Source organism: Mesorhizobium sp. M2D.F.Ca.ET.226.01.1.1 (assembly GCF_004022705.2).
In the GTDB taxonomy this organism is placed as follows: domain Bacteria; phylum Pseudomonadota; class Alphaproteobacteria; order Rhizobiales; family Rhizobiaceae; genus Mesorhizobium.
Map to the genome: position 1 here is coordinate 96,560 of NZ_RZOY02000003.1, position 24,789 is coordinate 121,348.

The 24,789-nt window shown below is 65.0% G+C and carries 25 protein-coding genes; 14 read left to right on the top strand and 11 right to left on the bottom strand.

Annotated features, from left to right (window positions below; translation table 11 throughout):
* Window positions 1–61 precede the first annotated feature (61 nt).
* The gene (soxR, locus tag EN869_RS07900; RefSeq protein WP_127225892.1) at window positions 62–505 is read left to right on the top strand and encodes a redox-sensitive transcriptional activator SoxR; all 444 of its coding nucleotides are present in this window, start codon (window positions 62–64) and stop codon (window positions 503–505) included.
* A gap of 3 nt (window positions 506–508) precedes the next feature.
* Here soxR and EN869_RS07905 read toward each other — a convergent pair whose 3' ends face one another.
* The gene (locus EN869_RS07905) at window positions 509–766 is read right to left on the bottom strand and encodes a hypothetical protein (protein WP_042639873.1); all 258 of its coding nucleotides are present in this window, start codon (window positions 764–766) and stop codon (window positions 509–511) included.
* Between the two features lie 121 nt (window positions 767–887).
* Here EN869_RS07905 and hemF point away from each other — a divergent pair, with 121 nt between their 5' ends.
* The 5 genes from hemF (at window position 888) to EN869_RS07930 (ending at window position 4,650) form a co-directional block, all read left to right on the top strand.
* A complete protein-coding gene (hemF, locus tag EN869_RS07910; protein ID WP_127225891.1) occupies window positions 888–1,802 on the top strand; it encodes an oxygen-dependent coproporphyrinogen oxidase in 915 nt (304 codons plus the stop codon).
* A 247-nt stretch (window positions 1,803–2,049) separates the two neighbouring features.
* Window positions 2,050–2,310: a DUF1344 domain-containing protein gene (locus tag EN869_RS07915; protein ID WP_127225890.1), complete on the top strand. Its 261-nt coding sequence runs from the start codon at window positions 2,050–2,052 to the stop codon at window positions 2,308–2,310.
* Window positions 2,311–2,546: 236 nt separating this feature from the next.
* On the top strand, window positions 2,547–2,732 hold the full coding sequence (locus EN869_RS07920; RefSeq protein WP_095766497.1) for a DUF1059 domain-containing protein: 186 nt from the start codon (window positions 2,547–2,549) through the stop codon (window positions 2,730–2,732).
* A gap of 277 nt (window positions 2,733–3,009) precedes the next feature.
* Window positions 3,010–3,588: a hypothetical protein gene (locus EN869_RS07925; protein WP_127225889.1), complete on the top strand. Its 579-nt coding sequence runs from the start codon at window positions 3,010–3,012 to the stop codon at window positions 3,586–3,588.
* Between the two features lie 81 nt (window positions 3,589–3,669).
* On the top strand, window positions 3,670–4,650 hold the full coding sequence (locus EN869_RS07930) for a S8 family serine peptidase (RefSeq protein WP_127225888.1): 981 nt from the start codon (window positions 3,670–3,672) through the stop codon (window positions 4,648–4,650).
* A gap of 24 nt (window positions 4,651–4,674) precedes the next feature.
* On the opposite strand, the gene EN869_RS07935 is transcribed toward EN869_RS07930, so the two are convergent.
* The 3 genes from EN869_RS07935 to EN869_RS07945 are packed head-to-tail and all read right to left on the bottom strand — an operon-like array spanning window position 4,675 to window position 7,216.
* Complete coding sequence (locus EN869_RS07935) at window positions 4,675–5,943, bottom strand: CCA tRNA nucleotidyltransferase (protein ID WP_245489389.1); 1,269 nt, start codon at window positions 5,941–5,943, stop codon at window positions 4,675–4,677.
* A complete protein-coding gene (locus EN869_RS07940; protein ID WP_127225886.1) occupies window positions 5,940–6,572 on the bottom strand; it encodes a CoA pyrophosphatase in 633 nt (210 codons plus the stop codon). The genes EN869_RS07935 and EN869_RS07940 overlap by 4 nt, the downstream gene beginning before the upstream one ends.
* A complete protein-coding gene (locus EN869_RS07945) occupies window positions 6,572–7,216 on the bottom strand; it encodes a DUF1285 domain-containing protein (RefSeq protein ID WP_127226001.1) in 645 nt (214 codons plus the stop codon). The genes EN869_RS07940 and EN869_RS07945 overlap by 1 nt, the downstream gene beginning before the upstream one ends.
* Window positions 7,217–7,371: 155 nt before the next feature.
* Here EN869_RS07945 and EN869_RS07950 point away from each other — a divergent pair, with 155 nt between their 5' ends.
* The 4 genes from EN869_RS07950 to EN869_RS07965 are packed head-to-tail and all read left to right on the top strand — an operon-like array spanning window position 7,372 to window position 14,218.
* Window positions 7,372–8,376, top strand: a complete 1,005-nt coding sequence (locus EN869_RS07950; protein ID WP_127225885.1) for a MoxR family ATPase — start codon at window positions 7,372–7,374, stop codon at window positions 8,374–8,376.
* Window positions 8,376–9,311 (top strand): DUF58 domain-containing protein, encoded by a 936-nt coding sequence (locus tag EN869_RS07955; RefSeq protein WP_127225884.1) that lies wholly within the window; start codon window positions 8,376–8,378, stop codon window positions 9,309–9,311. Before EN869_RS07950 ends, EN869_RS07955 begins: the two co-directional genes overlap by 1 nt.
* Entirely contained in the window at window positions 9,308–12,127 is a 2,820-nt protein-coding gene (locus EN869_RS07960; RefSeq protein WP_127225883.1) for a DUF4159 domain-containing protein, read from the top strand. Before EN869_RS07955 ends, EN869_RS07960 begins: the two co-directional genes overlap by 4 nt.
* 3 nt (window positions 12,128–12,130) lie before the next feature.
* Window positions 12,131–14,218 (top strand): hypothetical protein, encoded by a 2,088-nt coding sequence (locus tag EN869_RS07965; protein ID WP_127225882.1) that lies wholly within the window; start codon window positions 12,131–12,133, stop codon window positions 14,216–14,218.
* A 175-nt stretch (window positions 14,219–14,393) separates the two neighbouring features.
* Here EN869_RS07965 and clpS read toward each other — a convergent pair whose 3' ends face one another.
* The 4 genes from clpS to EN869_RS07985 form a co-directional block, all read right to left on the bottom strand.
* Window positions 14,394–14,699, bottom strand: coding sequence for an ATP-dependent Clp protease adapter ClpS (clpS, locus tag EN869_RS07970; protein ID WP_127225881.1), 306 nt, complete (start codon window positions 14,697–14,699; stop codon window positions 14,394–14,396).
* Between the two features lie 128 nt (window positions 14,700–14,827).
* Window positions 14,828–15,154 (bottom strand): hypothetical protein, encoded by a 327-nt coding sequence (locus EN869_RS07975; protein WP_189341226.1) that lies wholly within the window; start codon window positions 15,152–15,154, stop codon window positions 14,828–14,830.
* Window positions 15,155–15,306: 152 nt separating this feature from the next.
* Entirely contained in the window at window positions 15,307–15,606 is a 300-nt protein-coding gene (locus tag EN869_RS07980) for a hypothetical protein (protein ID WP_127225880.1), read from the bottom strand.
* A gap of 38 nt (window positions 15,607–15,644) precedes the next feature.
* Entirely contained in the window at window positions 15,645–15,953 is a 309-nt protein-coding gene (locus EN869_RS07985; protein ID WP_127225879.1) for a hypothetical protein, read from the bottom strand.
* Window positions 15,954–16,190: 237 nt separating this feature from the next.
* Here EN869_RS07985 and EN869_RS07990 point away from each other — a divergent pair, with 237 nt between their 5' ends.
* The 3 genes from EN869_RS07990 (at window position 16,191) to EN869_RS08000 (ending at window position 18,782) form a co-directional block, all read left to right on the top strand.
* Window positions 16,191–16,907 (top strand): response regulator transcription factor, encoded by a 717-nt coding sequence (locus tag EN869_RS07990; protein WP_112126752.1) that lies wholly within the window; start codon window positions 16,191–16,193, stop codon window positions 16,905–16,907.
* On the top strand, window positions 16,904–18,313 hold the full coding sequence (locus tag EN869_RS07995) for an ATP-binding protein (RefSeq protein ID WP_127225878.1): 1,410 nt from the start codon (window positions 16,904–16,906) through the stop codon (window positions 18,311–18,313). The genes EN869_RS07990 and EN869_RS07995 overlap by 4 nt, the downstream gene beginning before the upstream one ends.
* Window positions 18,314–18,407: 94 nt before the next feature.
* Window positions 18,408–18,782: a YciI family protein gene (locus EN869_RS08000; RefSeq protein WP_127225877.1), complete on the top strand. Its 375-nt coding sequence runs from the start codon at window positions 18,408–18,410 to the stop codon at window positions 18,780–18,782.
* Between the two features lie 20 nt (window positions 18,783–18,802).
* Here the strand turns inward: EN869_RS08000 and EN869_RS08005 are convergent, their stop codons facing one another.
* Both EN869_RS08005 and EN869_RS08010 read right to left on the bottom strand, forming a co-directional pair.
* Window positions 18,803–20,281, bottom strand: a complete 1,479-nt coding sequence (locus tag EN869_RS08005) for a pyridoxal-dependent decarboxylase (RefSeq protein ID WP_127225876.1) — start codon at window positions 20,279–20,281, stop codon at window positions 18,803–18,805.
* 83 nt (window positions 20,282–20,364) lie between these two features.
* The gene (locus EN869_RS08010) at window positions 20,365–21,450 is read right to left on the bottom strand and encodes a PLP-dependent cysteine synthase family protein (RefSeq protein ID WP_127225875.1); all 1,086 of its coding nucleotides are present in this window, start codon (window positions 21,448–21,450) and stop codon (window positions 20,365–20,367) included.
* A 170-nt stretch (window positions 21,451–21,620) separates the two neighbouring features.
* Between EN869_RS08010 and EN869_RS08015 the strand changes: the two genes are divergently transcribed.
* Window positions 21,621–23,693 carry a transcriptional regulator gene (locus EN869_RS08015; protein ID WP_245489390.1) on the top strand — a complete coding sequence of 691 codons (2,073 nt, stop codon included), beginning with the start codon at window positions 21,621–21,623 and terminating at the stop codon, window positions 23,691–23,693.
* A 14-nt stretch (window positions 23,694–23,707) separates the two neighbouring features.
* On the opposite strand, the gene EN869_RS08020 is transcribed toward EN869_RS08015, so the two are convergent.
* Window positions 23,708–24,745, bottom strand: a complete 1,038-nt coding sequence (locus tag EN869_RS08020; protein WP_127225874.1) for an MBL fold metallo-hydrolase — start codon at window positions 24,743–24,745, stop codon at window positions 23,708–23,710.
* Window positions 24,746–24,789 lie beyond the last annotated feature (44 nt).

Below are 24,789 nucleotides of genomic sequence, written 5' to 3' on the forward strand. Positions count from 1 at the left end.
CCCTATCGATGTTTCCTGGCTACAAGCTCAACTTAACTTGAGGTCAAGCAGGAATTTGAGAATGGCTCCGGTAAGGGAATTGACGGTCGGCCAAGTCGCCATGCGCAGCGGCGTTGCCGTATCGGCGCTGCATTTCTACGAGGCGCGCGGGCTGATCCGCAGCCACCGTACGTCCGGCAATCAGCGGCGCTACGGCCGCGATGTGCTCAGGCGCGTGGCGATCATCCGCGTCGCCCAGGAGGTCGGCATCTCGCTTGCCGACATCGCGCAGGCGTTCCAGTCCCTGCCTGAAGAACGCACGCCGACGCGCGAGGACTGGAACCTGCTGTCGACAGCCTGGCGCGACGAGCTCGATCACAAGATCGCCCAGATGAAGAAATTGCGCGATGGCCTGACCGACTGCATCGGCTGCGGCTGCATGTCGATCGACAAATGCCCGCTGAGGAACAAGGAAGATCGGTTGGGCAGACAAGGAACGGGGGCGAGGCGGTTGGTGGTGAGTTGATGCTCAATCCGCCGCCGGCAGCCGCCGCATGGTGAACTCGATCACATCGCCCGGACGTTCGAACCAGCTTTCGATCTCGGTCCAGTAGGCCTGCTTGGGGAAACGCTCGAACCACTCCTTGGCCTTGAGGCGGGCAGCGGGCCTCGGCAGCACAAAGGTCTCGCGCAGGAAACCGTCGCGCGGCAGGTTCGCGCGCTCGGCGCGCGAGCGCTCCAGCCTCTTCTTCAAGCCATCCAGCGGCGGTCTTGCCGGGGTTCGCACGAAGGAACTCCTTTGCACCTGGATCAGACAGGACTTGACCCTTGTCCTTAAGAGATTAGGGATCGCGGACGGAAAAAACGAGTCATTTGTCAGGCAAGCGGGCCTGTGACTGGAGACGGATTTGGAACGACCTGACCTTCCGGTGGGACTGCCGGCCGACATCGAACAGAAGAAGATGAAGGCCCGGCTCTGGTTCGAAGCGCTGCGCGAGCGTATTTGCGCCAGCTTCGAGCAGATTGAGCAGGAACTCACCGGCCCGCAAGCGTCTTGGTCGCCCGGCCATTTCGAAAAGACTCCCTGGGAGCGCGACGAAGGCCGCGGTGGCGGCGGCACCATGTCGATGATGCGCGGCCGCGTCTTCGAAAAGGTCGGCGTGCACACCTCGACCGTCCATGGCGAATTCACGCCCGAATTCAGGAAACAGATTCCCGGCGCCGAGGAAGACCCGCGCTTCTGGGCAAGCGGCATCTCGCTGATTGCGCATCCCTGGAACCCCAACGTGCCGGCTGTGCATATGAATACGCGCATGGTCATCACCACGCGCCAGTGGTTCGGCGGCGGCGCCGATCTGACGCCGGTGCTCGACCGTCGCCGCACCCAGGACGATCCCGACACGATCGCCTTCCATCGCGCCATGCAGTTCGCCTGCGAGAAGAACGCCGCCGTCGCCGACTATCCGAGATTCAAGGCCTGGTGCGACGAGTATTTCTTCCTGCCGCACCGCAATGAACCGCGCGGCATCGGCGGTATCTTCTTCGACTGGCTGCATTCGGACGAGGACAAGGGCGGCTGGGATGCCGATCTCAATTTCGTCCAGGATGTCGGCCGCTCCTTCCTGGTCGTCTATGCCCATCTGGTTCGGGGCAACTTCAACCAGAACTGGACCGACGGCGAGCGCGACGAACAGCTGGTCCGGCGCGGCCGCTACGTCGAATTCAACTTGCTTCACGATCGCGGCACCATCTTCGGCCTGAAGACCGGCGGCAATGTCGCCTCGATCCTGTCCAGCCTGCCCCCTGAGGTCAAATGGCCGTAACGATCGGGTGATCGCGGCGATGGCCGCATTGCCGTCCCATTCGTCGAATCTTGGCCGGCAATGTGGCGGGCCGGATTTCTTTTTCGTCTAATATCCTTTTGAAAAGATTGAGCTATTTAAGATCGTCGGGTCGGGAAGCGCGGGCGGTTCGCTATCGCTGCGAGCCGTGACTCGACGCGACTTGACGGCCCTGATCGAGAGGGGTGCCTGATCAAAACGGGCGCCCGCATTTCCAGGAGAGCATGCCATGCGCAAGCTTATCGTGACGGCGGCAGCGGCCGCCTTTCTCGCCTCCGGTGGCGCCGCGTTCGCGGCGGTCAAGCACACCACCGGCACTGTGAAGAGTTTTGACGGAACGGCCATGAGCCTGGTTCTCGACGATGGGTCGACTTTCACCCTGTCCAAGGCCTTCAAGGATCCCGGCATTCAGGCCGGCGAGAAGGTTCGCGTGTCCTGGGACATGAGCGGCAAGAAAAAAATCGCCGAGGCCGTCAAGATCATGAAGTAACGGCCACCCCGGCTGGAAGGCTCAGGCAGCACGAAAGGCGGGGCACCAGTGCTCCGCCTTTCGGTCTCGTGCCTTTGCCGCCCCTGGGTGATCTTCAATGCAACCGAAAACGGCGGCGTGTGTTATTGTTATCCATCCGAACAATTCCCGTGAAAACACAGTGGTTTCCGGCGGGACAAATAAAACAGCTGGAGCGGCCGGGCTGGGCGGCTCCACAGCGAGGAAAGGAAAAACCCATGAAGGAATTTCAATGCGGATCGCTGGTTCCCGGCTGTGACTGGCACACGCGCGCCGAGGAGGAAGCGGAGGTCATGCGTCGCGCCGTCGAGCATATGCGCGAGACGCATGGCGAAACCGTCATCCGCGAGACGATGATCGAGGCGATCCGCTCGCGCATCCAGAAGGTCCGCGACGCCGCCTGAGCGGCTACATCGCCGAATTCGGACCACGCGAGCCGGCAGGCAAGAGCTAAACGTTGGTTCCGGCACATGCCCTCTCCGCGGGCGGTCCTTGGATCGCCGGCTGAGGCATTTTTTCCGCATAATTCAAGCAAATTCTTATATTCGTATCAGCTTGGATAACTTCCCGGTAACGGTCCGCGTGCGACTCTGCCGCATATGATCCGGCCAGAGGCGGCTGCCCGAGGAGCCCTTCGCCATCAAGGCGCTGTCCGGAATGGTGGGGCGAGGTGCTTCGCGCATGCGCGAGCGGTCCAACATCGGAGCAGGTTTCTGCGCGGCGGCGCTCCTGTCGTGCGCCTTCCTCTTTGCGTCCACAGCAATGGCCCAGGAATGGACGACCTCGCTGGTCGATATCCATCAGGGCTCTCCGCTCAGCGACAAGGCCAGGGATCTCGGCAATGGCGGCTATGAATTGCAGAGCGGAAGCTGGGTCTCCTTCAGCCGTTGGTATCACGCAAGCTGGGTCGACATGCATGTCGACTTACTCACCCAGATCACGCCCGACACCGGCATTCTCTGGGGATTTGGCACCGGCGAGCAAGCCGAGAAATACCGTATCGAGCCGAGCCTCAAGCTCGGCTTTCTCACCCAGATCCATCCCAACCCGAACAGCACGCTGTCGCTTTCGGTCACCTCGACCATCGGCGGCAATCTCACCGAAAAACCCTGCCAGGCCGACTATGGCGACCTGGGCACCTACAGCGTCAACTGCCGGCTCGCCGCGGGCGAGATGGCGCCTGAGGAAACGCTGAAATATCTCGTCAACGCCAAGCCGGAGACCATGCGTCTGTGGCTGAACTATCGTCTAACCTTCTGATCGCGGGAGCCGCACATGAAATCACCTCGTCTCGAAATTCGCGATCGTCCGTCCTGCTTCCTGTCTGACTGGAGAATGAACATGTCGGTTAATTCCTTGAAGTTCGGCCTGGCTGCCGCCCTGGCCATGCTTTCGGCAACGATCGCATCGGCGCAGGAGGCTCTCAGCCCAGACGAAATGGCCGCCCTCTGTCATGGCGGCGGGTCCATATGCGTGAGCGCAACGATCCCGGTAACGCGGACGACGCAGGCCGTGCAGAGCTGGATGAGTCCCGATGTCGGCGCCGCATGGGCCGCCGGTTACAAAGGCCAGGGCGTCACCATCACCATGGTCGACGACTTCAGCAGCACGTCGCGCTTCTCCGGCAATTTCGGCCTGGGCGTGCAGACGCAGCGGCACGGTGAATGGACGCGCGAGGAGGCGAGCATGATCGCCCCATCGGCGACCATCCGCTCGAAGGATTTCTCGACCGGCACCTATGTCCCGCTGGCTAGCGGCCGCAACGTGCTCAATCTCAGCTATGGCATGTACACCACCGCGGGTTACAGCGTGAACCAGATCGGCTGGGCCCCGGAAGAGGCTTCGATCATCTATTATGCGACCAGAGGCTCGGCCGTCGTCTCGAAGGCGGCCGGCAACGACGCCGTCGCCGTCGGCGGCGTCACCGGCGGCCAGCAGGACTATCTGGATCTCGCCCTGATCGGCAAGCCGACGGCGATCTTCGTCGGCGCGCTGTCGAGCAATGGCACGACGACCAACAAGGCCCAGCTCGCCTGGTACTCGGACTATGCCGGATCGAACGCGCTGGTGCAGAGCCACTTCCTTGTGGTCGGCGTCGAAGGCGACAAGACCGGCCTCTACGGCACGTCTTTCGCCGCGCCGATTATCTCCGGCTATGCCGCGATCATCGGCAGCAAGTTCACCAGCGCCACGCCGGTTCAAATCACCAACGACCTGCTCAACACGGCTCGCACCGACACGCTGGTCAACTACAACCCGGCCGTCTACGGCAAGGGCGAGGCAAGTCTTTCGCGGGCGCTGGCTCCCGTGGCGATCCATTGACAGCCGACGTCTACTCCCACTGGACTAAATTTCCAGGGCTTGCGTGGCGCGCTGCATCAGCGCGCCGCGTTCCAGGGTGAAGCCCGACCCGACCCACTCCTTCTCGAGGTTCTTCAGCGTGGCGCCGAGCTTCGGCCCCGGCGACGCGCCAAGTTCGGTCAGGTCGGCGCCCTTGATCGGAAACACCGGCTTTTCCCATTTCAGCGCGAAATTGAGCAGGCGCGAAAAACCGCCTGCCTCCATCATCGCCTGATTGTCCTCGACAGCGCGCGTCCGAGCGGCGGCGAGCGCCAGCCGGATGCTGTCGAGATAGCCATCGCGATCGCCGTAATAGAGTTTTTTGGCGAGTTCAGTCTCGGTTGTCTTGGGTTCCGGGGCGCCGGTCAGCGCCCAATGCCGCAGGCGATCGGCTTCGTCGTTGGAAAATCGCAGCCGTTCGCCAAGCGTCTTCATACGCACCGCGTCGGGCGGGACGATCGCCTCCAGCCTCAGCATCGGATCGACGACCCAGCCGAGATCCTTCCCGGTCCGGACCAGGCCGTGAATGGCATCGATGCCCCATTTCTCGCTTTCCGGCAGCACGGCGGTGAGCACGCCGGACTGGCGCATCCACAGCAGCGCGCGCGAGGGATCCGGCGCCGACAAGAGCTTCTTCAATTCGGACCAGACGCGTTCGGCCGAAAGCTGGGCGAGCCCGTCTTTCAGCCTCGCGCAGGCCTTCAACCCTTCCGCGTCCGGCCGTCCCTCGCCATACCAGGCAAAGAAGCGGAAAAAGCGCAATATGCGCAGATAGTCCTCGCGGATGCGCGCTTCCGCGTCGCCGATGAAACGCAGACGCCGCGCCGCGATATCGGCGACGCCACCGACGAGGTCCACGACGGTGCCATCGGCTTCAGCGTAGAGCGCGTTGATGGTGAAGTCGCGCCGCTCGGCGTCGGCTTTCCAGTCGCGGCCGAAAATCACCTTTGCCCGCCGGCCGTCGGTCTCGATATCGGCGCGCAGCGTCGTTACCTCATAAGGCTTGCCGCCTGCCACCACGGTGATGGTGCCATGTTCGATGCCGGTCGGCGCCGTCTTGAAGCCGGCCGCCTCGGCGCGGCGGATCGTCTCTTCGGGCAAGGTCGTCGCGGCGATGTCGATGTCGGCCACGGGTTGGTCGAGCAACGTGTTTCGCACAGCGCCGCCGGCGACGCGCGCCTCCTCGCCGCCTTGCTTCAGCACGGCCAGAAGCCGCTGCAATTGCTCGTCCTCCAGCCAGCCGGCCTTGCCCGATAAAGTGATGTCGGCGCTCAAGCGTAAAGTCTCTCGTAAAGGGTGCGGACGATGCCGGCGGTAACGCCCCAGATGCGCTGGTCGCCATAGGGCATATCGTAGAAGAACCATTCGAGGTCGTTCCAGAAACGGCTGTCGCGCTTGTGGTTGACGGGGTCCATCAGGAAGCTGAGCGGCACCTCGAAGGCCGCGTCGACCTCGTCGGTATTGAGTGTCAGCGAAAAACCCGGCCGCACCACGGCAAGCACCGGCACGATGCGGTAGCCGCTGCCCGACACGTAGTCCGGCATACGCCCAATGATTTCGATATGGCCGCGATCGAGACCGATCTCCTCGAAGGTCTCGCGCAGCGCCGTGCCTTCCGGGCCAGGATCGGTCGGATCGATGGTGCCGCCCGGAAAAGCCACCTGGCCGGAATGGCTGCGCAGCCTCTCGGCGCGCTTGGTGAAGAGCACCATGGCGCCCTCGGCACGGTCGATCACGGGGATCAGCACCGCGGCGTCGCGCAGCGGCTTCACGTGTTCGAGCCTCGGATGGCCGGGATTGAAGCGATGGTCGCCAAAATCGTCGCCGGGGACGATCGCCGCCTGCGCCGCGACACGAGCGCGAAAATCAGCAATCGAGAACGGCGTCGGCGTCACCTGGTCCATCACGCGCTCAGTCGCCTGAGTTTCTCGGCCGCCATGATCGGATAGACCTCGCCGCCCGAGCGGACGGCGAACATCGTCCTGCCGTGGATATCGATTTCCTCGCCATGCTCGACCAGCTCATACATGACCGGCCGCGCCACCAGCGCCTCCAGTCGTCCACGCACCAGCACATAGGGTTTCAGGCCGCCGGTTTCGTCCTCATCAACAAAGCGCAGCGGATGGCCAGGCCCGGCGGCAACGACATCGCCGACATTGGTGCGGAAGGTGACGAGCTGGTCATCGCCGCTCCCGGACACATTCATTTCGACGGCGATGAAAGGCGCATCGGCCACACGGATGCCGACCCGCTCGACCGGCGTCACCAGATAGGTCTTGCCGTCCGCATCTTTGCGCAGCACGCTCGAAAACAGCTGCACCAGCGGCATGCGGCCGATCGGCGTGCCAAGATAGAACCAGGTGCCGTCTGCCTTGATCTCCATATCGAGGTCGCCGCAGAATTCCGGATTCCAGCGCTCGACCGGCGCTTGCCCCTTGCCGGCCCGCGCGGCGCGCGAGATCAGCGCCTCCAGCCCGCGCGCCTCGGTCGCGCCGGTCAGGCTCTGTTCGCTCAGGCTTTGTTCACGAAGTTCGCTGCGTTCGGCCATGGTCACGAAATAGTCACTGTTGTCCCGATTGTCAGCCTTGTCCGCCCAAGTCTGTGATTTAAGTTTGAATACAGGCGCCAGGTGAGGCCGAATCGCGGCATTCTGCGACATTGAGAGTGCAGGCCGGTATTTCCAACCACAAGGATCGAAACGGCATGAGCGTGATGATCAAGGAAAGCCCGATCAGCGAAAAGGCGATGATCGAGGAAGCCGAAAAGGCGCTGGCCGACATCTCCAGGGTCCGCGACGCGGTCGGCCGGGTGATTTTCGGCCAGGAGGCTGTCGTGGAGCGCACTCTGGTGGCGCTGCTTGCCGGCGGCCATGCGCTGCTGGTCGGCGTGCCTGGCCTTGCCAAGACCAAGCTGGTCGAAACGCTCGGCATCGTGCTCGGCCTCGATTCGCGCCGCGTCCAGTTCACGCCCGACCTGATGCCGTCGGACATTCTCGGCTCCGAGGTGATGGAGCAGGACGAGTTCGGCAAGCGCTCCTTCCGCTTCATTTCCGGGCCGATCTTCACGCAATTGCTGATGGCGGACGAGATCAACCGCGCCTCGCCGCGCACGCAATCGGCGCTGCTGCAGGCGATGCAGGAATATCACGTTACCATCGCCGGCGCCCGCCACGACCTGCCCTCACCCTTCCATGTGCTGGCGACGCAGAACCCGTTGGAACAGGAAGGCACCTATCCGCTCCCCGAGGCCCAGCTCGACCGCTTCCTGATGCAGGTCGACATCCTCTATCCGGAAATCGAGGCGGAGCGCCGCATCCTGCTCGAAACGACCGGCGTCGACGAGGCCAAGGCCGACAACGTGCTGCAGCCGGCCAGGCTGAGGGAAATCCAGACGCTGATCCGCCGCATGCCGGTGCCCGAAAGCGTCGTCGAGGCGATCCTCAAGCTGGTGCGCTCGGCCCGGCCGGGCCAAGGCAATGCCGAGACCGACAAGCATGTCGCCTGGGGACCGGGGCCTCGTGCCAGCCAGGCGCTGACCCTGTGCGCCCGTGCGCGTGCCCTATATGATGGCAGGTTGGCCCCTTCGGTCGACGACGTTCGTGCCTTGGCCGAACCGGTGCTGCAGCATCGCATGGCGCTGACTTTCGCCGCCCGCGCCGAAGGCACCTCGGTGCGCGACGTGGTGGCGAAACTGGCAAAAGGCATCTGATGGGTCGAATAGGCGAGGTCCAGGCACCGGTTGCGACGCGCGACGCGCTCGCCCGTGGCCGGTTGCGGGCCTCACTGGTCCCTGATCTGCTGGTCGAGGCGCGCCGTATCGTCAATACGGTGATCGCCGGCTGGCATGGGCGCCGCAAGCGCGGCATCGGCGAAAATTTTTGGCAGTTCCGGCCCTATGTCGAAGGCGATTCCTCGCGCATCGACTGGCGCCGCTCGGCCAGGGACGACCACACCTATGTGCGCGACCGCGAATGGGAAGCCGCGCACACCGTCTGGCTCTGGGCTGACCCCTCGCCTTCCATGCTCTACAAATCCGCCGGCGCCGGCGTTTCCAAGGAATCGCGCGCGCTGGTGCTGGCGCTGGCCCTCGCCGAGCTCCTGTCGCGCAGCGGCGAGCGGATCGCCTGGCCGGGCCTGACCGACCCGTTCACCGCCCGCAACGGCGCCGAACGCATCGCCGCTCAGCTCAGCCATGCGGGCGCGCTACGGGCCAAGCCCGATCTGTCGGCCATTCGCCGCTTCTGCGACATCGTGCTCGTCAGCGATTTCCTCGATCCAGTCGAGGAGACGATGGCCTGGCTCGACGTGCTCGCCCGCCACGGCGTGCGCGCGCATCTGATCGAGGTCGCCGACCCGGCCGAGGAGACCTTCCCCTATGCCGGCCGCACCGAGTTCACGGACCCCGAGACCGGCGACAAGCTGACCGCCGGCCGCGCCGAGATGCTGGCCGAGGAATATCGCCTGCTCTACAGGGCCCGCCGCGAAGAACTGGCCGCCTGGTGCAAGCGTCTCGGCTGGAGCTACACCGTCAACCACACCGATCGCCTCGCTTCCGAAGCGCTGGTGCGTGTCCATATGGCGATGACCGTGGAAGGCGGGCACGCGGCGTCAATTGCCAATCGAGCCGGAAAGGCGGTCGCATGAGCTGGCTGCCGCTTTCCTTCGGGGCGCCCATGGTGCTGTGGGGCCTCCTGGCGTTGCCGGTGATCTGGTGGCTGCTCAGGCTCACCCCGCCCAAGCCGCAGACGGAGGTTTTTCCGCCGCTGAGAATCCTCGCCCGGGTCCTGAGGCGCGAAGAGACCCCGCAGCAGAGCCCCTGGTGGCTGACGCTGCTCCGGCTGCTGATGGCTGCACTTGTGGTGATGGCACTGGCCGAGCCGGTCTTCAATCCGCGCGAAAAACTGCCGGCGGAAGGTGCTGCCCTGGCGCTGGTCATCGACAATGGCTGGGCAACTGCCGCCGACTGGGGCAAGCGCGTCGCCACGGCCGAGCGGCTGATCGGCGATGCCGGCTCGAACGGCGTGCCGGTGGTCATCGCCTTCACCGCCGAGAAGCCAAACGCCGAGATCGGCCCTTTCGACGCCTCGGCCGCGCTCGACCATCTGCGCGCCGCCAAGCCGCGGCCCGTCCCCACGGACCGTCCAGCCGTCTACGCTCGCGTCGCCGCCGCGCTGGAGCGCCTGCCCGGCGCCAGTGTTGCCGTGCTGGCCGATGGGCTCGCCGCCAAAGGCGACGACGCCGCGTTCAAGATGCTGCTCGAAAAGAACGCGGCGCGGCTGGTCTGGGCCACGTCCGACCGGACGTCGCTGACCGGGCTGATCGGCGCCGACAACCAGGTCGACGGCTTCGCCCTGACCGCCATCCGCGCGCCGGGCGATCCGGCGCCGGCGCAGGTCACCGCCGGCGCCTTCGACGACAAGGGCCGCCGCATCGCCGATGCGACGCTGACCTTCGCGCCCGGCGAGGCCTCCGCTACGGCGACGATGACGGTGCCGTTCGAGTTGCGCAACGATTTTGCCTCGATCGCGCTCGACGGCGAGCATCAGGCCGGCGCCGTGCGCGTGCTGGACGAAAGCTCGAAGCGCCGCCGTGTCGGGCTTTTGTCGCAGGCCGAGGCCGACCAGGCACAGCCGCTTCTGTCGCCGCTCTATTATATCCGCCGCGCCCTGCAGCCTTTTGCCGACCTGGTCGAGCCATCGAGCGCCGATCTCGCTGACGCCATTCCGCAGCTTCTCGACCAGAAGCCGGCGATGATCATCATGGCCGATGTCGGCACCATTCCCGAACAGGTCAAGCAGCGGCTGGTCGACTGGGTCGACAAGGGCGGCACGCTGGTGCGTTTTGCCGGTCCGCGGCTTGCCGCGGCCGGCAATGACGATGACCTTTTACCGGTCCGGCTGCGCAGCGGCGAGCGCGCGCTCGGCGGCGCGCTGTCGTGGACGACGCCGCAGGCGGTCACCGAATTCCCGAAGAATGGTCCTTTCGCCGATCTTTCCCCGCCCTCCGAGGTGATGGTGAGCCGGCAGGTCCTGGCCGAGCCGACGCCCGATATCGTCGAGCGCACCTGGGCCACGCTTGCCGACGGCACGCCGCTGGTGACGGGCATGAAAAAGGACAAGGGCACGCTGGTGCTGTTCCATGTCACACCGGAGGCGACCTGGTCGAACCTGCCGATCTCCGGCACCTTCGTCGAGATGCTGCGGCGCGTCGTGCAGCTGTCGCGCAACCAGGGCGCCGCGATCGCCAATGCCGAAGCCACCGCCGCGTCACTGGCACCCTACCGCATGATCGGCGCCGATGGCATGCTGACGCCGCCCTCGCCCGATGCCAGGCCGCTGGTGCCTGGCGCCGGCCCGCTGCCGGTGACGCTGGAAAACCCGCCCGGCCTCTACGGCTCCGAGACCGGTGTTTTCGCGCACAATCTTCTCAACGCGTCGAGCACATTCGCGCCGCTGACGCGCCCGCAGGTCTCGCTGCCGGTGACGGCCATCCCCTATGCCTTCGATGAATCGGAGAACCTCAAAGGGCCGTTGGTCGCCATGGCGCTGCTGTTGATGGTGCTCGACACCTTGGCGGTGTTCTGGATGGGCGGCCTGCTGGCGCGCCGGCCGCGCCGCGTGGCCGCGGCGACCACTATGGCCATTCTGGTCGTGTTGGGCGGCCTCTTTGGCCATGCCGATCTTGCGCGCGCCGACGATTCGAAGCCCGGCGACGCCCAGGCGATCGAGGACATTTCCAAGACCCGCATCGCCTATGTGATCACCGGCGAACCCGGCGTCGATTCCATCAGCCGCGCCGGCCTCGAAGGCCTCACCCGTTTCCTGATCGAGAAGACCGCGCTAGAGCCCGGCCCGCCGGCCGGCGTCGACATCGCCAAGGACGAGCTGTCCTTCTTTCCGCTGATCTACTGGCCGATCGATGCGACGGCGCCCATGCCCAGCCAGGCGGCGATCGCCCGCATCGACGCCTATATGCAGCAGGGCGGCACGGTTCTGTTCGACACGCGCGACCAGTTCTCCAACGGCATCGGCGCCGGCTCGGCGAGCCCGGCAACCGAGCGGCTGCGCGACATCCTCGCCAATCTCAACGTGCCGCCGCTGGAACCGGTGCCTTCGGATCATGTGCTGACCAAATCCTTCTTCATCCTTCCGGAGTTCCCCGGCCGCTTCAACGGCAGCCCGCTCTGGGTCGAGGCTTCGCTGGAGGCCAGCAACACCGAGAACCGCCCGGTGCGCACCGGCGACGGCGTTTCGCCAATCATGATCACCGCCAATGACTTCGCCGGCGCCTGGGCGGTCGACGAGAGCGGCGATCCGATGCTGCCGACCGTGCCTCCCGACCCGATGCAGCGCGTCTACGCGCTGCGCGCCGGCGTCAACATCATGATGTACATGCTGACCGGCAACTACAAATCCGACCAGGTGCACGTGCCCGTGCTGCTCGAACGGCTGGGGCAGTAGCTCATGAACTGGTCGATCTCCTTCGAACCGCTCGTCTCCTGGCCGCTCTTCGGCCTGCTCTTCGTGCCGTTGCTGTTGCTGGCGCTGGTCGGCCTTTGGTTCCGCCAGCGCGGCTCGGCGCTGCGTTTCATCGCGCTGCTCGCGCTTGCCGCGGCGCTGCTCAACCCGGTGTTCCTCGCCGAGGAGCGCGAGGCGCTGAAGAGCGTCGTTGCGCTTATCGTCGACCGCAGCCAGAGCCAGGACATTGGCGACCGCGCCAAGCAGACCGACGAGGCGCTCGCCGGAATGCAGCAACGGCTCGCCCGCTTCAGGCAGTTCGATGTCCGTGTCGTCGAGGCTGGCAAGTCGGAGGCCGCCGACGAACGCACCGAGACCAAGCTGTTCAGCGCGCTGGAAGGCGCCTTCCGCGACGTGCCGCCGTCGCGCATCGGCGGCGCCATCATGATCACCGACGGCGAGGTGCATGACGCGCCCGCCGGCGCGCCGGAGTTCAACGCGCCGCTGCATGCGCTGATCACCGGCAAGGAGCATGAGAAGGATCGCCGCATCCGCTTCGAGAACGCGCCGCGCTTCGGCCTTGTCGGCAAGCCGCTCGACATGACCTATCGCGTCATTTCGACGCAAGGCGATGGCGCTCCGGTCGACGTGCGGGTCTCGGTCAATGGCGAGCAGGTCTCGGTCGAGCACGCGACCGTCGGCCAGCCGATGAAGCTCTCGGTCACCATTCCCAATGCCGGCCGCAACATCGTCCAGCTCGGCATCGACCGCGAACCGGGCGAGCTGACCGACGCCAACAACCGGGCGATCGCGCTAGTCGACGGCATCCGCGAGAACCTGCGCGTGCTCTTGGTTTCCGGCGAGCCGCATGCCGGTGAGCGCACCTGGCGCAATCTTTTGAAGTCGGACGCGTCGGTCGACCTCGTCCACTTCACCATTCTGCGTCCGCCGGAAAAGCAGGACGGCACGCCGATCAATGAATTGTCGCTCATCGCCTTCCCAACGCGCGAGCTGTTCGTCGAGAAGATCAAGGATTTCGACCTGATCATCTTCGACCGCTACCAGCACCGCGACGTGCTGCCGATCCTCTATTACGACTACATCTCCGAATATGTCGAAAAGGGCGGCGCGCTGCTGATTGCCGCCGGCCCTGAATATGCCGGCGAAAACTCCATTGCCCGCACGCCGCTGAACGCCGCGCTGCCGGCCATGCCGACCGGCGAAGTCGTGGACAAGGCCTTCTATCCGCGCCTGACGGATCTCGGCCAGCGCCATCCGGTGACGCGCGGGCTCGACGGCTCGGCGAGCGAGCCGCCGCATTGGAGCCGCTGGTTCCGCACCATAGGCGTCAAGAATCCGGAAGGCGAAGTGGTGATGAAGGGGGCCGACGATCGGCCGCTGCTCCTGCTCGACCGCAAGGGTGAAGGCCGTGTCGGCATGCTGCTCTCCGATCAGGGCTGGCTGTGGGCGCGCGGCTTCGAGGGTGGCGGACCGCATGTCCAGCTTTATCGCCGCATCGCTCACTGGCTGATGAAGGAGCCGGAACTGGAAGAGGAACGGCTGACCGCCGACGGCCGCGGCATGATGCTCGAGATCCGCCGCCAGGCGATGAGTGACGATCCGGGCCTCGCCCAAGTGATCACGCCTTCCGGCAAGGCGGTGACGGTGAAGCTCGAAAAATCCGAGCCCGGCATTTTCACCGGCAGCCTGCAGACCAGCGAGATCGGCCTCTACCAGATCGGCAATGGCGACTTGACCGCGCTTGCCCATGTCGGCCCGATCAATGCGCCGGAATTCTCGGATGTGGTCTCCACCGAGGACAGGCTGAAGGCGCCTGCCGAGGCGACCGGCGGCAGCGTGCGGCGGCTTGCTCCCGCATCTACGCTCGGCAATCTCGCCGGCGGTGTCACCTTGCCGTCGATCGTGCCGGTCCGCTCCTCGGCCGCCGCTTCCGGCGAAGACTGGATCGGCCTGCGCACAACCGACGACAGCGCGCTCAAGGCGGTGTCGCGCGTGCCGCTGTTCGGCGGCTTCCTCGGCCTCGGCCTGCTGCTCCTGGCTATCGGCTCGATGTGGTATCGCGAAGGGCGGTAAGTTCTTACTTCTCCCCTTGTGGGAGAGGTCGGATTGCCCCGATTTGTCCTTCACAAATCGGCGGGCAATCCGGGTGAGGGGTAGCTTGGCGCCAAGCAGGAACACCCCTCATCCGTCTCGGCGCTGCGCGCCGATCCACCTTCTCCCACAAGGGGAGAAGGAAAGCGCTCCGCCCCTACTCTTCCGGTTCGACGGTGAACAGCAGCGGATAGCCCTTGGCCTTGCCGGCGTCGGTCGCCCGCGTCGCCTTGGTTTCCGCGACATCCTTGGTGAACACCGCGACCACGCACACACCCCGCGTGTGCGCGGTGATCATGACGCGGTGCGCCTGATCCTCGCTGAGCTTGAATTCGCCCTTGAGCACGGTCACCACGAACTCGCGCGGCGTGAAATCGTCATTGACCAGGATGACCTTGTAGAGCTTCGGCCGCTCTGTCTTCGGCTGCGTCTTGACGCGGGGTTTGATGACTGTTTCGGGCATCGGAATCCACCAGCGATGAACTGGGTGTCACATCACTTTGTCACGCGGGAACGCGCTCGTCCATTTGACGGCGCAACGGCGACAAGGCCAGGGCGATGAACTCTATGTGGGGAAGCGCTGGCTGCCGGTCAACGGCCCTGGCGCCCGGCTGCGCGAGAGCTGCCGGAGCCGCCGTCGTCAACCCCCGATCCGCGCTCCAGGAGTGCGACGAGCATCCAGGCGACAAAGCTTATGACGGTCGCGCCCGTGAGCGCGATCAGGAGCCAGGATCGTGCCGGCGTGATGTAGTCGAAGCTGGAGGAGATCAGCGGAGCGAAAAGCTCTGGCTCGGTCCTGCCGCTGGCGGGATCCGGCACGGGGCTGGCGGTGAAGATGATCAAAGCGCGCGCCACCGCGGTGGCGATCAGACCGCCGAGGGTCAGCGAACGCATCAGGGACGAAAACCGCTTCTTCATGCGGATTGTCCTACAGCACCGGCATTGCGATCGGGTTAAGGATTGAACCCGGTGCGGCTGAAACCTGCCGGTTTCGGGCTCCTGCCGCCAAGAAGCCGCCCCGGCCGAAATCGGCTGGAGCGGCCTTCGTCAAACTGGTGCCGATATCTGGATCAGGGCTTCTTCTTGGCAGCCGGCTTCGCATCAGCAGCCGGCTTCATAGCGGCGGGCTTGGCGGCCGGCGCCTTCTTCGGAGCCGGGCACTTGTGCTTCTTGGTCGGCTTGCAGACCTTCTTCGTCGCTACCTTCTTCGGCGCAGGCTTGGCGGTCGCGTCGGCCGCCGGAGCGGTTGTGGTCGTCGTGGTGGCTGCGGCCGGAGCAGCGGTCGTGGTGGCGGCGGCGTTGCCGAGAGCCGGCATCGAGAAGGCCAGGGCAACACCGAGGCCGAGGGCGGAGAGGAGAGACTTTTTCATGGCTTGCTTCCTTTTTTGTGCGGGTCGGGAGTCGGGCGTCACTGATCTGGGTCGACCGGTGTCACTCCAAGCAGCTTCAAAGCGTTTGCGAGCATCCGGATGCCCTGCGCCTGTTTCTTGTTGGCGCAGAACCGGTCTCCCTTTCTTTGAAGTGCCTTCGCCGCGGTGACCTGCGTTGCCGCGGCATGGGTTTCGAGGGCTTCGTCAACTTGACGGCTCAGATTGGTGCAGCGCTCGGTTCGGGTGAGCGGTGGCGCGACCTTTGCGGTGGTCGAGGCGCCGGACGCTGCCGTGATGAGCGATATGCTGAGCAAAGCACCCGTCACGCTGATCCAGAACCTCTGCATTGATCTCGTCCGTTACTCCGGAGACTCGCGTCGCAGCCATCACTTGACCGCCACGGCACCGGTTATGGCCTTTAAATTTTTCACCAGTTTTTCCAGACTGTAGAATTTTGTTTCTGGATTGTTTCTGGGGAAGCCAGCCGCCACGCCGATAGCGGCCACTGGCCAAGATGTGGCCCGAATTCTATCGTGTGGGTGGTCGGCGAAGGGATTGCTTGGCCAACAGATGACAGGGTTCCAGTGAAATCCGACGCACACATACTGATCGTCGACGACGACAAGGGCATACGCGACTTGCTGCAGGAGTTCTTCCAGAAGCGCGGCCTGCACACCACGGTGGCCGGCGACGGCGTTGAAATGGAAGCGGTCCTGCGCCGCACGCCGGTTGATCTGATCGTTCTCGACGTGATGCTGCCCGGCAAAAGCGGGCTCGAGCTTTGCCGCGAGATCCGCGCCAACTACACCACGCCGATCATAATGCTGACCGCGGTCACCGAAACGACCGACCGCGTGGTAGGCCTCGAAATGGGCGCCGACGACTACGTGCCCAAGCCATTCGATCCGCGCGAGCTTCTGGCCCGCATCCGCGCCGTGCTGCGCCGCAATGGCAGCGCCGAGCCGCGTCGTCCGGCCGCCAAGCAGGTCTACCGCTTTGCCGGCTGGACCATGGACTGCGCGCGACGCCGCCTGACGGCGCCCGACGACGTCCGGGTGGAGCTGACCATGGCGGAGTTCAACCTGCTGCAGACATTCGTCAAGAGCGCGCAGCGCGTGCTGACCCGCGAGCAGCTGATCGAGCTGTCCGGCGGTGACACGGGCTACAGCTTCGACCGCAGTGTCGACATCCTGGTGAGCCGGCTCCGTCGCAAGATGGAAGACGACCCGAAGATGCCGAAACTCATTCTGACCGTGCGCAGCGGCGGCTATCAGTTCCTGCCCGAGACCACGTCCGAATGAGACGCTTCCTGCCGCAGACCCTGCCTGTCTGGGTGCTGCTCATCGTCATTGCCGGCCTCATGATCAGCCAGGTCGCGACGCTCTACATCGTCGCGCGCGATCGCGCCACCGCCAACGGTATCGTCGATCTCTACAGGCTGAACGACCGCGCCTACTCGCTGGTGCAGCTGATGCATGACGCCACGCCCGAGGAGCGCAAGGCGACCGCGTCCGGCCTGTTCAACTCGACGTATGCGCTGACGGTTTCCGACACGCCCGCCGTAACCTCTTCGATCGCCGGCGACGACGAATTGGCCGAGTTGGAGGACATACTGGTCGGCCGCCTGTCGAAATTCGGCATTACAGACGCGCGCGTGCGGCGCGATCCGGCCACGCAGGAGTCCGACGTCCCGGACGGCCAAGCGGTGAACAAGGATGTCGGCCAGGTCGAGCGCGACCTGCTGGTGCTGGGCGCGGATTTCGCCCAGAGCGACAAGCTCACGGCATCGTTGCGCTTTTCCGATGGACAGTGGCTGAATTTCACCGAGCCGATCACGCCTCCGGGGCCGATCCTCAGCCTCGACAGCCTGCCGCTCTATTCGCTGATCGCCGGGCTGGTCGTCGTGATGTCGATCTGGTCGCTGCACCGCCTGACCGCACCCTACCGGATGATGGAAACGGCGGTGAAGCGCATCGGCAACGACTTGAAGAGCCCGCCGATCGCCGAAACCGGCAGCCGCGAAATCCGCGCCGCCGCGAAGGTGATCAACGCCATGCAGATGCGGCTGCGCGATTATGTCGAGGACCGCGAGCATCTGGCCGCGGCGCTCGCGCATGATCTGCGCACGCCACTGACGCGCATGCGCCTGCGCCTCGAATTGTTGCGCAGGTCGCCGACGCGCGAGGCGCTTGCGCACGACCTAGCCGACATCGAAAGCATCGCCAGCTCTGTCATCGACTTCGCCAAATTCGAGGTAACGGAGGAAAAGGCCGAGCGCATCGATTTCTGGTCGCTGGTCGAATCGGTCGCGGACTCCTTCGAGGGCGCATCCTTCGACGAGGACGCGGCCCCTTCGCGCGGCCTGATCTGCATCGCGCGCCCGGTGGCGCTGCGCCGCTGCATCACCAATCTCGTCCAGAACGCGGTGACCTACGGCAAGAAAGCGCATCTCGGCGTGCGGCGATCGGGCGACACGATCACGCTTTCGATCCGCGACGAAGGACCCGGCATCCCGCAGGCGAAACTGGACGCGGTGTTCGGCTCCTTCGTGCGGCTGGAGGAATCGCGCAACCGCACGACCGGCGGCCTCGGCCTCGGCTTGACCATCGCCCGCAACATCGCCCGCGGCGCCGGCGGCGAGGTCAATCTTTCCAATCACCCTGGCGGCGGCCTGCTGACGGAGCTGCGGCTGCCGGTGGCAGCTTGAGTCAGCAGGCGGTTGCCGGTTCCACGCCGGCACTGGATCGATAACCTCTTCCTTGTGATAGTGCGGCCCGTTTCTGCACGAGGAACCCGCACCCATGTTTTACGCCATCCTGGCCTACCACGTCGAAGACACTGTCCAGTCCTGGACGCCCGACGAGGATGCGGCGCTGATGAAGGACCTGCTCGATGTCAACGACAGGCTGACCCGCGAAGGCAAGCTCGGCCCGGCGGCCAGGCTCGGCGCGACAGCGGACGCCGTGACGCTGCGCGGCCCGGGCGACGGCATGGTGATCGACGGTCCCTTCGCGGAGACCAAGGAGCAGTTGCTCGGCCTCTACGTTCTCGACTGCGCGAACCAGGACGAAGCGATCGCCGCCGCGCGAGACCTCAAGCGCGTCAATCCCAGTGCTGTCTACGAGATCCGGCCGATCATGCTTTATCTGCCGGGTGCGCCAATCGCGGCGAGCTGAGACAAGCTCCCGGGCGCGCTTCAGACCGGTGTCGCAGCCCCAATATCCTCTCCCAGCCGCAGCATCCCACGCACCAGAAGATCAAGATCGTCGTGGCGCGTGCGGTGGTTGGCGATCGCCACCCTCAGGCAATGCCGGCCATGCACGGTCGTGTCGGACAGGACCGCGACCCCTTCTTCCTGCAACCGCAGCATGATCTCGATATTGAGTGCCTTCAGCCGGTCGTCGGATGCTCCGTCTACGAGATAGCGAAAGCAGACGATGTTGACGGTTGTCGGCGCCATCAGCTCCAGGGCTGGCTCCGCCTCGATCAGGCCGGTAAGGTAATGGGCCTGGGCGATGTTCTGGTCGATCAGCCGGCCGAACTTTTCAACGCCGTGCTGCTTCAGCGCCATCCAGATTTTGAGCGCGCGGAAGCCGCGCGACGTTTGCAGCCCGTAATCGAACAGCCATTCTCCTGAGGCAAGGCCGCGCGGCGCCGATTCCAGATATTCCGGCGTGACGGCAAATGTATTGCGGTGCGCGGATGCGTCCCGCACCAGAGCGCAGCCGGCCTCGAACGGCGCATGCAGCCATTTGTGCGGATCGAGCGCGATCGAATGCGCCTGCTCGATGCCGGCAACGAGCGACCTGTTCTCAGGCGCGATCGCGATCAGCGCCCCGATGCAGCCATCGACATGGAACCAGAGGTCTTCCTCGGCCGCGACGGTCGCCAGCGCCTGAAGATCGTCGATTGCGCCGGTGTTGACGGTGCCGGCGGTGCCGATGATACACGCCGGCCTGAAGCCCGCCTTGCGATCCTCGGCGATTGCCGCCTTGAGCGCCGCGATATCGATGCGCAAGCCTGCATCGGTCGGGATCCGCCGCAGCGCCCGGTTGCCGAGTCCGAGCGCCTCCATGGCCTTGCGGTGGCAGGAATGGACCTGGTCCGAGGCGTAGTACCGCAGCGGCTTCGGCATGGCGCCGACGCCACGCTCACGCACGTCGACGCCAGCCTTGACGTTGCGCGCCACCGTCAGCCCGATGATGTTGGCCATCGAGCCGCCGCTGACCAGCGTGCCGCTCGCCGTCGCCGGAAAGCCCACCATCTCCTTCAACCAATTGACCACCTGGCTATCCATCAGCCCGGCGGCGTGGTTGCCGCCGCCGAGATTGGAGCCCTGGATCGCCGCCAGGAAATCGCCGAGAGCGCCGGTGAAATTGCTTGAGCCCATATACCAGGCCCAGAAGCGAGGATGGATGTTGCCCATCGGATAGGCCATGACGTTGCTGGCGACATCGTCATAGACGGCGCTCACCGGCGCCGGTGAGCGCGGCATCGGCGCATCGAAGAACGCGCGTACCTCGGCCGGCATCTCGCGCCATGCCGGACGCTGGCGGACATCCTTGAGATAGGCGATGGCATCGTCAACGATCCGGTGCGACAGCGTTCCCATATCCGCCCAATCCGGCGGATCGAGCGTTTCGTCCGCGCTCACCGATTCCCGAAAGGTGTCCATTCTTATCTCCCGGCGGCATGTCGGCGATCATGGGCAAAAGTGGCGACGCCGCCGGGTCGAGCGGCGGCATCGCGGCATCTGTCTCAGGCTTCGAACTGACAGCTCGGCGTCGAGCGCGACAGCGCGGTTTCCTCGGCGTCCATCTCGGCCTCGATGCCGTCAAACAGCGGCGTCGACATGTAGCGCTCACCGGTGTCGGGCAGCATGCACAGGATCACCGAGCCGGCCGGCGCGGTGCCCGCGATCTGGCGCGCCACGGCGAAGGTGGCGCCGCCGGAGATGCCGGTGAAGATGCCTTCCTGCTGCGCCAAGGCCTTCGCCCATTTGATGCCTTCCGGACCGGGGATCGGCACGACCTCGTCATAGTAGCGCTTGTCGATCGCTTCCTGCAGCACGTTGGGGATGAAATCCGGCGTCCAGCCCTGGATCGGATGCGGCTCGAAGGCAGGATGGCTGGAGGCCGGCGCGCCGCCCTCGCCGCGCTCTTGGCGCTTGCCGCTGCCGATAAGCTGCGCGTTGGCAGGCTCCGCAAGCACGATGCGGACATTCGGCCGTTCCCGGCGCAGCACCCGGCCGACGCCGGCGATCGTGCCGCCCGTGCCGTAGCCGGTCACCAGATAGTCGAGCCGCGATCCGGCGAAATCATTGACGATCTCGCGGCCCGTGGTCGCCTCATGGATGGCGGCATTGGCCTCGGTCTCGAACTGGCGCGCCAAGAACCAGCCATTGGCCTCGGCAAGCTCGACCGCCTTCTTGTACATACCGAACCCCTTCTGGGCGCGCGGCGTCAGCACCACCTTGGCGCCCAGCATGCGCATCAGCTTGCGGCGCTCGACGGAAAAACTGTCGGCCATCGTCACCACCAGCGGATAGCCCTTCTGCGCGCAGACCATGGCAAGGCCGATGCCGGTGTTGCCGCTTGTCGCCTCAACCACGGTCTGGCCGGGCTTCAACTTGCCACTGCGCTCGCCTTCCTCGATGATGTTGAGCGCCAGCCGGTCCTTCACCGAGGCCGCCGGGTTGAAGAACTCGGCCTTGACATAGATCGTCGCATGACCCGGACCGAGATTGTTGATGCGGATGACCGGCGTGTCGCCGACCGTGTCGAGAATGCTGTCGAACAGCCTGCCGCGACCGGCTGTGGTTCTGATTTTGAATTGCTGCAACATGGGCTTTCTCCTCGATATCTCACGCGCCGGTTACAGACCGGCGGCTTGGGCGGCGTGGTTTCGACACCTTGCCGCGTTAGTAACATCTGACTTGCCGGCAACTCGGCAAAGGCCGCGTCCGGTGCGAGAATTCGCCACCGGATGCGCCCTGTCGTGTTTGGTGATAGAACATGGACCAACTCGTCAGCGTGGGAGCGAGCGTGGAAACGGACGTGGAATCCGTTCGGCCGGCCCTGAAAGGCGATGCCGCCGGCCTGTCGATCCGGTTGCTCGGAACGCTGGCGATTATCCGTGACGATGTTCCGGTCGCACTGCCCTCGTCGCGCAAATTGCGAGCGCTGCTCGCCTATCTGGCGCTGGCGCCCCACCCCGTCAGCCGCAGCAGGCTCTGCGAGCTGCTCTGGGACGTGCCCAACGATCCGCGCGGCGAGCTGCGCTGGTGTCTCAGCAAACTGCGCGCCGCGCTCGACGAACCGGGCCTTCATCGGATTGAGACGGAAGGCGACACCGTGACGCTTCGTCTTGGCGATGCGAGCGTCGATGCCGTCGAAGCCGCTACCGCCGTGGCGGAAGGGATCGAGACGCTCGGCCTCGGCCGTCTGCAAGCGCTTGCGCAACTGTTCGCCGGAGATTTTCTCGACGGGCTGGAGCTTGATCGAAGCCCGCATTTCGGCAGCTGGCTGACGGCGCAGCGCCGGCGTTTCAGCGCATGCCATGTCGCGGTTCTGGAGCACATCATCGGCCTCGTTCCGCAGGGAGCCGATGAGGGCGGCACCTATATCGACAAATGGCTGGAGCTTGCGCCCTTCGACGGCCGTGCACATGTGGCGCTGCTGGAAAACCTCGCGCGGCGCGGGCAGATCGGTGCGGGTGAGGAGCATCTTGCCACCGCGGCGGAGCTGTTCCACTCCGAAGAGCTGGATTTCACGCCGTTGCGTGAGGCGTGGCAGGAGATAAGAGCCCGACACGTCGCTGCAACGCCATGCGCCCGATCCGGGCCGGCTTTCCCGTTCCCGGAATCGCCAGTCGCCGCGATCGAGCCCGAATCCGCGGCGACACGCCGGGCTTCACTCGCTGTGATGCCGTTTGCCGAGAGTGCCGGCGCCGGCAGCTTCCGTGGCGGCGTCGCCGATGGCCTCACGCATGACATCATCACGCGGCTTGCCAAGCTTCGTGATTTCTTCGTCATCGCCCGCGGCTCGGTCTTCGCGCTCGCCGAGAAGAACATCGCGCCGGACGATGCCGGACGCAGGCTGAATGTCGACTATGTCGCGACGGGCTCGGTGCGCAGCCTTCCTGGCCGGGTCGCCGTTTCGGTCGAGCTTGTCGAGGTACGCACGGCACGGATCGTCTGGGCCGAGACCTTCGAGCACAAGCCCGACGACATCTTCGTCGTCATCGAGGATATCGGCAACAGCATCGTCTCTTCCATCGCCGCCGAGATCGCGACGGTGGAGCGCAATCGCGCGTTGTTGAAGGCGCCCAACTCGCTCAATGCCTGGGAGGCCTACCACCGCGGCCTTTGGCACATGTATCGCTTCACCCGCCAGGAAAACGAACTGGCGCAGCATTTCTTCGGCGAGGCGCTGAAGCTCGATCCCACTTTCGCGCGCGCCTATGCCGGCATGTCCTTCACCCACTGGCAGAACGCTTTCCAGCGCTGGGGCGATCGCGAGCGCGAGACCGCGCTTGCCTTCGAAAGCGCCGGCCAGAGCCTGCTGGTCGACGATCGCAACCCCGCCGCCCATTGGGCCATGGGGCGCGCCTTGTGGCTGCGCGGCGAGCAGGACGGCTCGTTGCTGGAATTGGCCACTGCCGTCGACCTCAGCCCCAACTTCGCGCTCGGCCACTACGCGCTGTCCTTCGTCCATTCGCAATCGGGCGATCCGCAATCGGCGATCGGCTCGTCCGACCATTCGCGTCATCTCAGCCCCTTCGATCCGCTGCTGTTCGGCATGATGGGGGCGCGCGCCATGGCGCATGCAAGGCTGGGTGAATTCGAAGCGGCCGCCGAATGGGCGCTGAAGGCCGCGGCACGGCCAAACGCCCATGTCATCATCCTGGCGATCGCCGCGCATTGCCTGGCGCTGGCCGGCCGGCAGGACGAGGCGCGCACCTTCGCCGCCGCGATCCGCAACACCTTGCCGAATTATCGTGCCGACGATTTCATCGCCACCTTCCGCTTCGACCGGGACGGGGAGGCTCTGTTCCGCAACGGCTCGAAGCTGATCGGATTGAACTGAATTCGACGTTCTGGCTAATGCATCAGCGGGCCGCTGGCCTTCCGCCAAGCGTCGATCCCGCCCTGGATATGGCGGGCGCTGGTAATGCCGACATCCTGCGCCGCCTGCACGGCCATCGCCGAACGCTCGCCGAAGGCGCAATAGAACAACAGCTGCTTGCTCGTCGATTTCGCGAGTTCGTGCAGCATGCCGCCAGCGGCGATGTTTTCCTGCAGCCGCGCATAGGGCAGATGGATCGCCCCGGGGATGACGCCGTGACGCTCGCGCTCGGACTGCTCGCGCAGGTCGATCAGCGCCACGTCGGGTCGCCCGACCAAAGCCAACGCCTGCTCGGCGCTCACCGCCCAGCCGCGGCTGGCGATATCGTCCTGATGCAGCCCGACCCGTATGTTGGCGGGCACGGCCACGTCCATCATCTTCGGGTTGGAAAGCTTCAGGTTGTTCATGATCTCGACATACTCGTCGACCGATTTCACCTGCAGGCGCGGGTTGAAGGCCTTTTCCTCGCCGATCGTCGAGACGGTCTCGCCCTTATAGTCATGCGCCGGGAAGATCAGCGTCTCATCGGGCAGCTTGAGCAGACGGCCAAAGATCGACTCATACTGCTGGCGTGGATCGCCGTTCTGGAAGTCGGTGCGGCCGGTGCCGCGAATGAGCAGCGTATCGCCGGTAAAGACCCGGTCCGGCAGGATGAAACTGTAGGAATCGTCGGTGTGGCCGGGCGTATAGATGACGTCGAGCGCCAGCCCCTCGATGGCGAGCTTGTCGCCGTCGGCAAGTCGCATCGACACCACGTCGGCCTTGGTCTGCTCGCCCATCACGGTGACGCAATGCGTCTTGTCGCGCAGCGCGCCGAGACCGGTGATGTGGTCGGCATGCAGATGCGTGTCCACCGCCTTGACCAGCCTGAGGTCTAGCTCGTTGACCAGTTGCAGATAGCGATCGACCTTCTCCAGCACCGGATCGATGATCAGCGCCTCGCCGCCCTTGCGGCTGGCAAGCAGATAGGAATAGGTGCCAGAAACGGAATCGAAGAGCTGGCGGAAGATCATTCTTTCACTACTCCGCTGCGTTTTCGCATCGCCGGCGCGTCACT

Coding starts and splice junctions, on each gene's coding strand:
- EN869_RS07915 (WP_127225890.1), top strand. CDS start 2,050: ATGCGCAAGCTTATCGTGACGGCGGCAGCGGCCGCCTTTCTCGCCTCC.
- EN869_RS08000 (WP_127225877.1), top strand. CDS start 18,408: ATGTTTTACGCCATCCTGGCCTACCACGTCGAAGACACTGTCCAGTCC.
- EN869_RS07930 (WP_127225888.1), top strand. CDS start 3,670: ATGTCGGTTAATTCCTTGAAGTTCGGCCTGGCTGCCGCCCTGGCCATG.
- EN869_RS07985 (WP_127225879.1), bottom strand. CDS start 15,953: ATGCAGAGGTTCTGGATCAGCGTGACGGGTGCTTTGCTCAGCATATCG.
- soxR (WP_127225892.1), top strand. CDS start 62: ATGGCTCCGGTAAGGGAATTGACGGTCGGCCAAGTCGCCATGCGCAGC.
- EN869_RS08005 (WP_127225876.1), bottom strand. CDS start 20,281: ATGGACACCTTTCGGGAATCGGTGAGCGCGGACGAAACGCTCGATCCG.
- EN869_RS08010 (WP_127225875.1), bottom strand. CDS start 21,450: ATGTTGCAGCAATTCAAAATCAGAACCACAGCCGGTCGCGGCAGGCTG.
- EN869_RS07980 (WP_127225880.1), bottom strand. CDS start 15,606: ATGAAAAAGTCTCTCCTCTCCGCCCTCGGCCTCGGTGTTGCCCTGGCC.
- EN869_RS07925 (WP_127225889.1), top strand. CDS start 3,010: ATGCGCGAGCGGTCCAACATCGGAGCAGGTTTCTGCGCGGCGGCGCTC.
- clpS (WP_127225881.1), bottom strand. CDS start 14,699: ATGCCCGAAACAGTCATCAAACCCCGCGTCAAGACGCAGCCGAAGACA.
- EN869_RS08015 (WP_245489390.1), top strand. CDS start 21,621: ATGGACCAACTCGTCAGCGTGGGAGCGAGCGTGGAAACGGACGTGGAA.
- EN869_RS07920 (WP_095766497.1), top strand. CDS start 2,547: ATGAAGGAATTTCAATGCGGATCGCTGGTTCCCGGCTGTGACTGGCAC.
- EN869_RS07960 (WP_127225883.1), top strand. CDS start 9,308: ATGAGCTGGCTGCCGCTTTCCTTCGGGGCGCCCATGGTGCTGTGGGGC.
- EN869_RS08020 (WP_127225874.1), bottom strand. CDS start 24,745: ATGATCTTCCGCCAGCTCTTCGATTCCGTTTCTGGCACCTATTCCTAT.
- EN869_RS07945 (WP_127226001.1), bottom strand. CDS start 7,216: ATGGCCGAACGCAGCGAACTTCGTGAACAAAGCCTGAGCGAACAGAGC.
- EN869_RS07995 (WP_127225878.1), top strand. CDS start 16,904: ATGAGACGCTTCCTGCCGCAGACCCTGCCTGTCTGGGTGCTGCTCATC.
- EN869_RS07955 (WP_127225884.1), top strand. CDS start 8,376: ATGGGTCGAATAGGCGAGGTCCAGGCACCGGTTGCGACGCGCGACGCG.
- EN869_RS07965 (WP_127225882.1), top strand. CDS start 12,131: ATGAACTGGTCGATCTCCTTCGAACCGCTCGTCTCCTGGCCGCTCTTC.
- EN869_RS07950 (WP_127225885.1), top strand. CDS start 7,372: ATGAGCGTGATGATCAAGGAAAGCCCGATCAGCGAAAAGGCGATGATC.
- EN869_RS07940 (WP_127225886.1), bottom strand. CDS start 6,572: ATGGACCAGGTGACGCCGACGCCGTTCTCGATTGCTGATTTTCGCGCT.
- EN869_RS07975 (WP_189341226.1), bottom strand. CDS start 15,154: ATGAAGAAGCGGTTTTCGTCCCTGATGCGTTCGCTGACCCTCGGCGGT.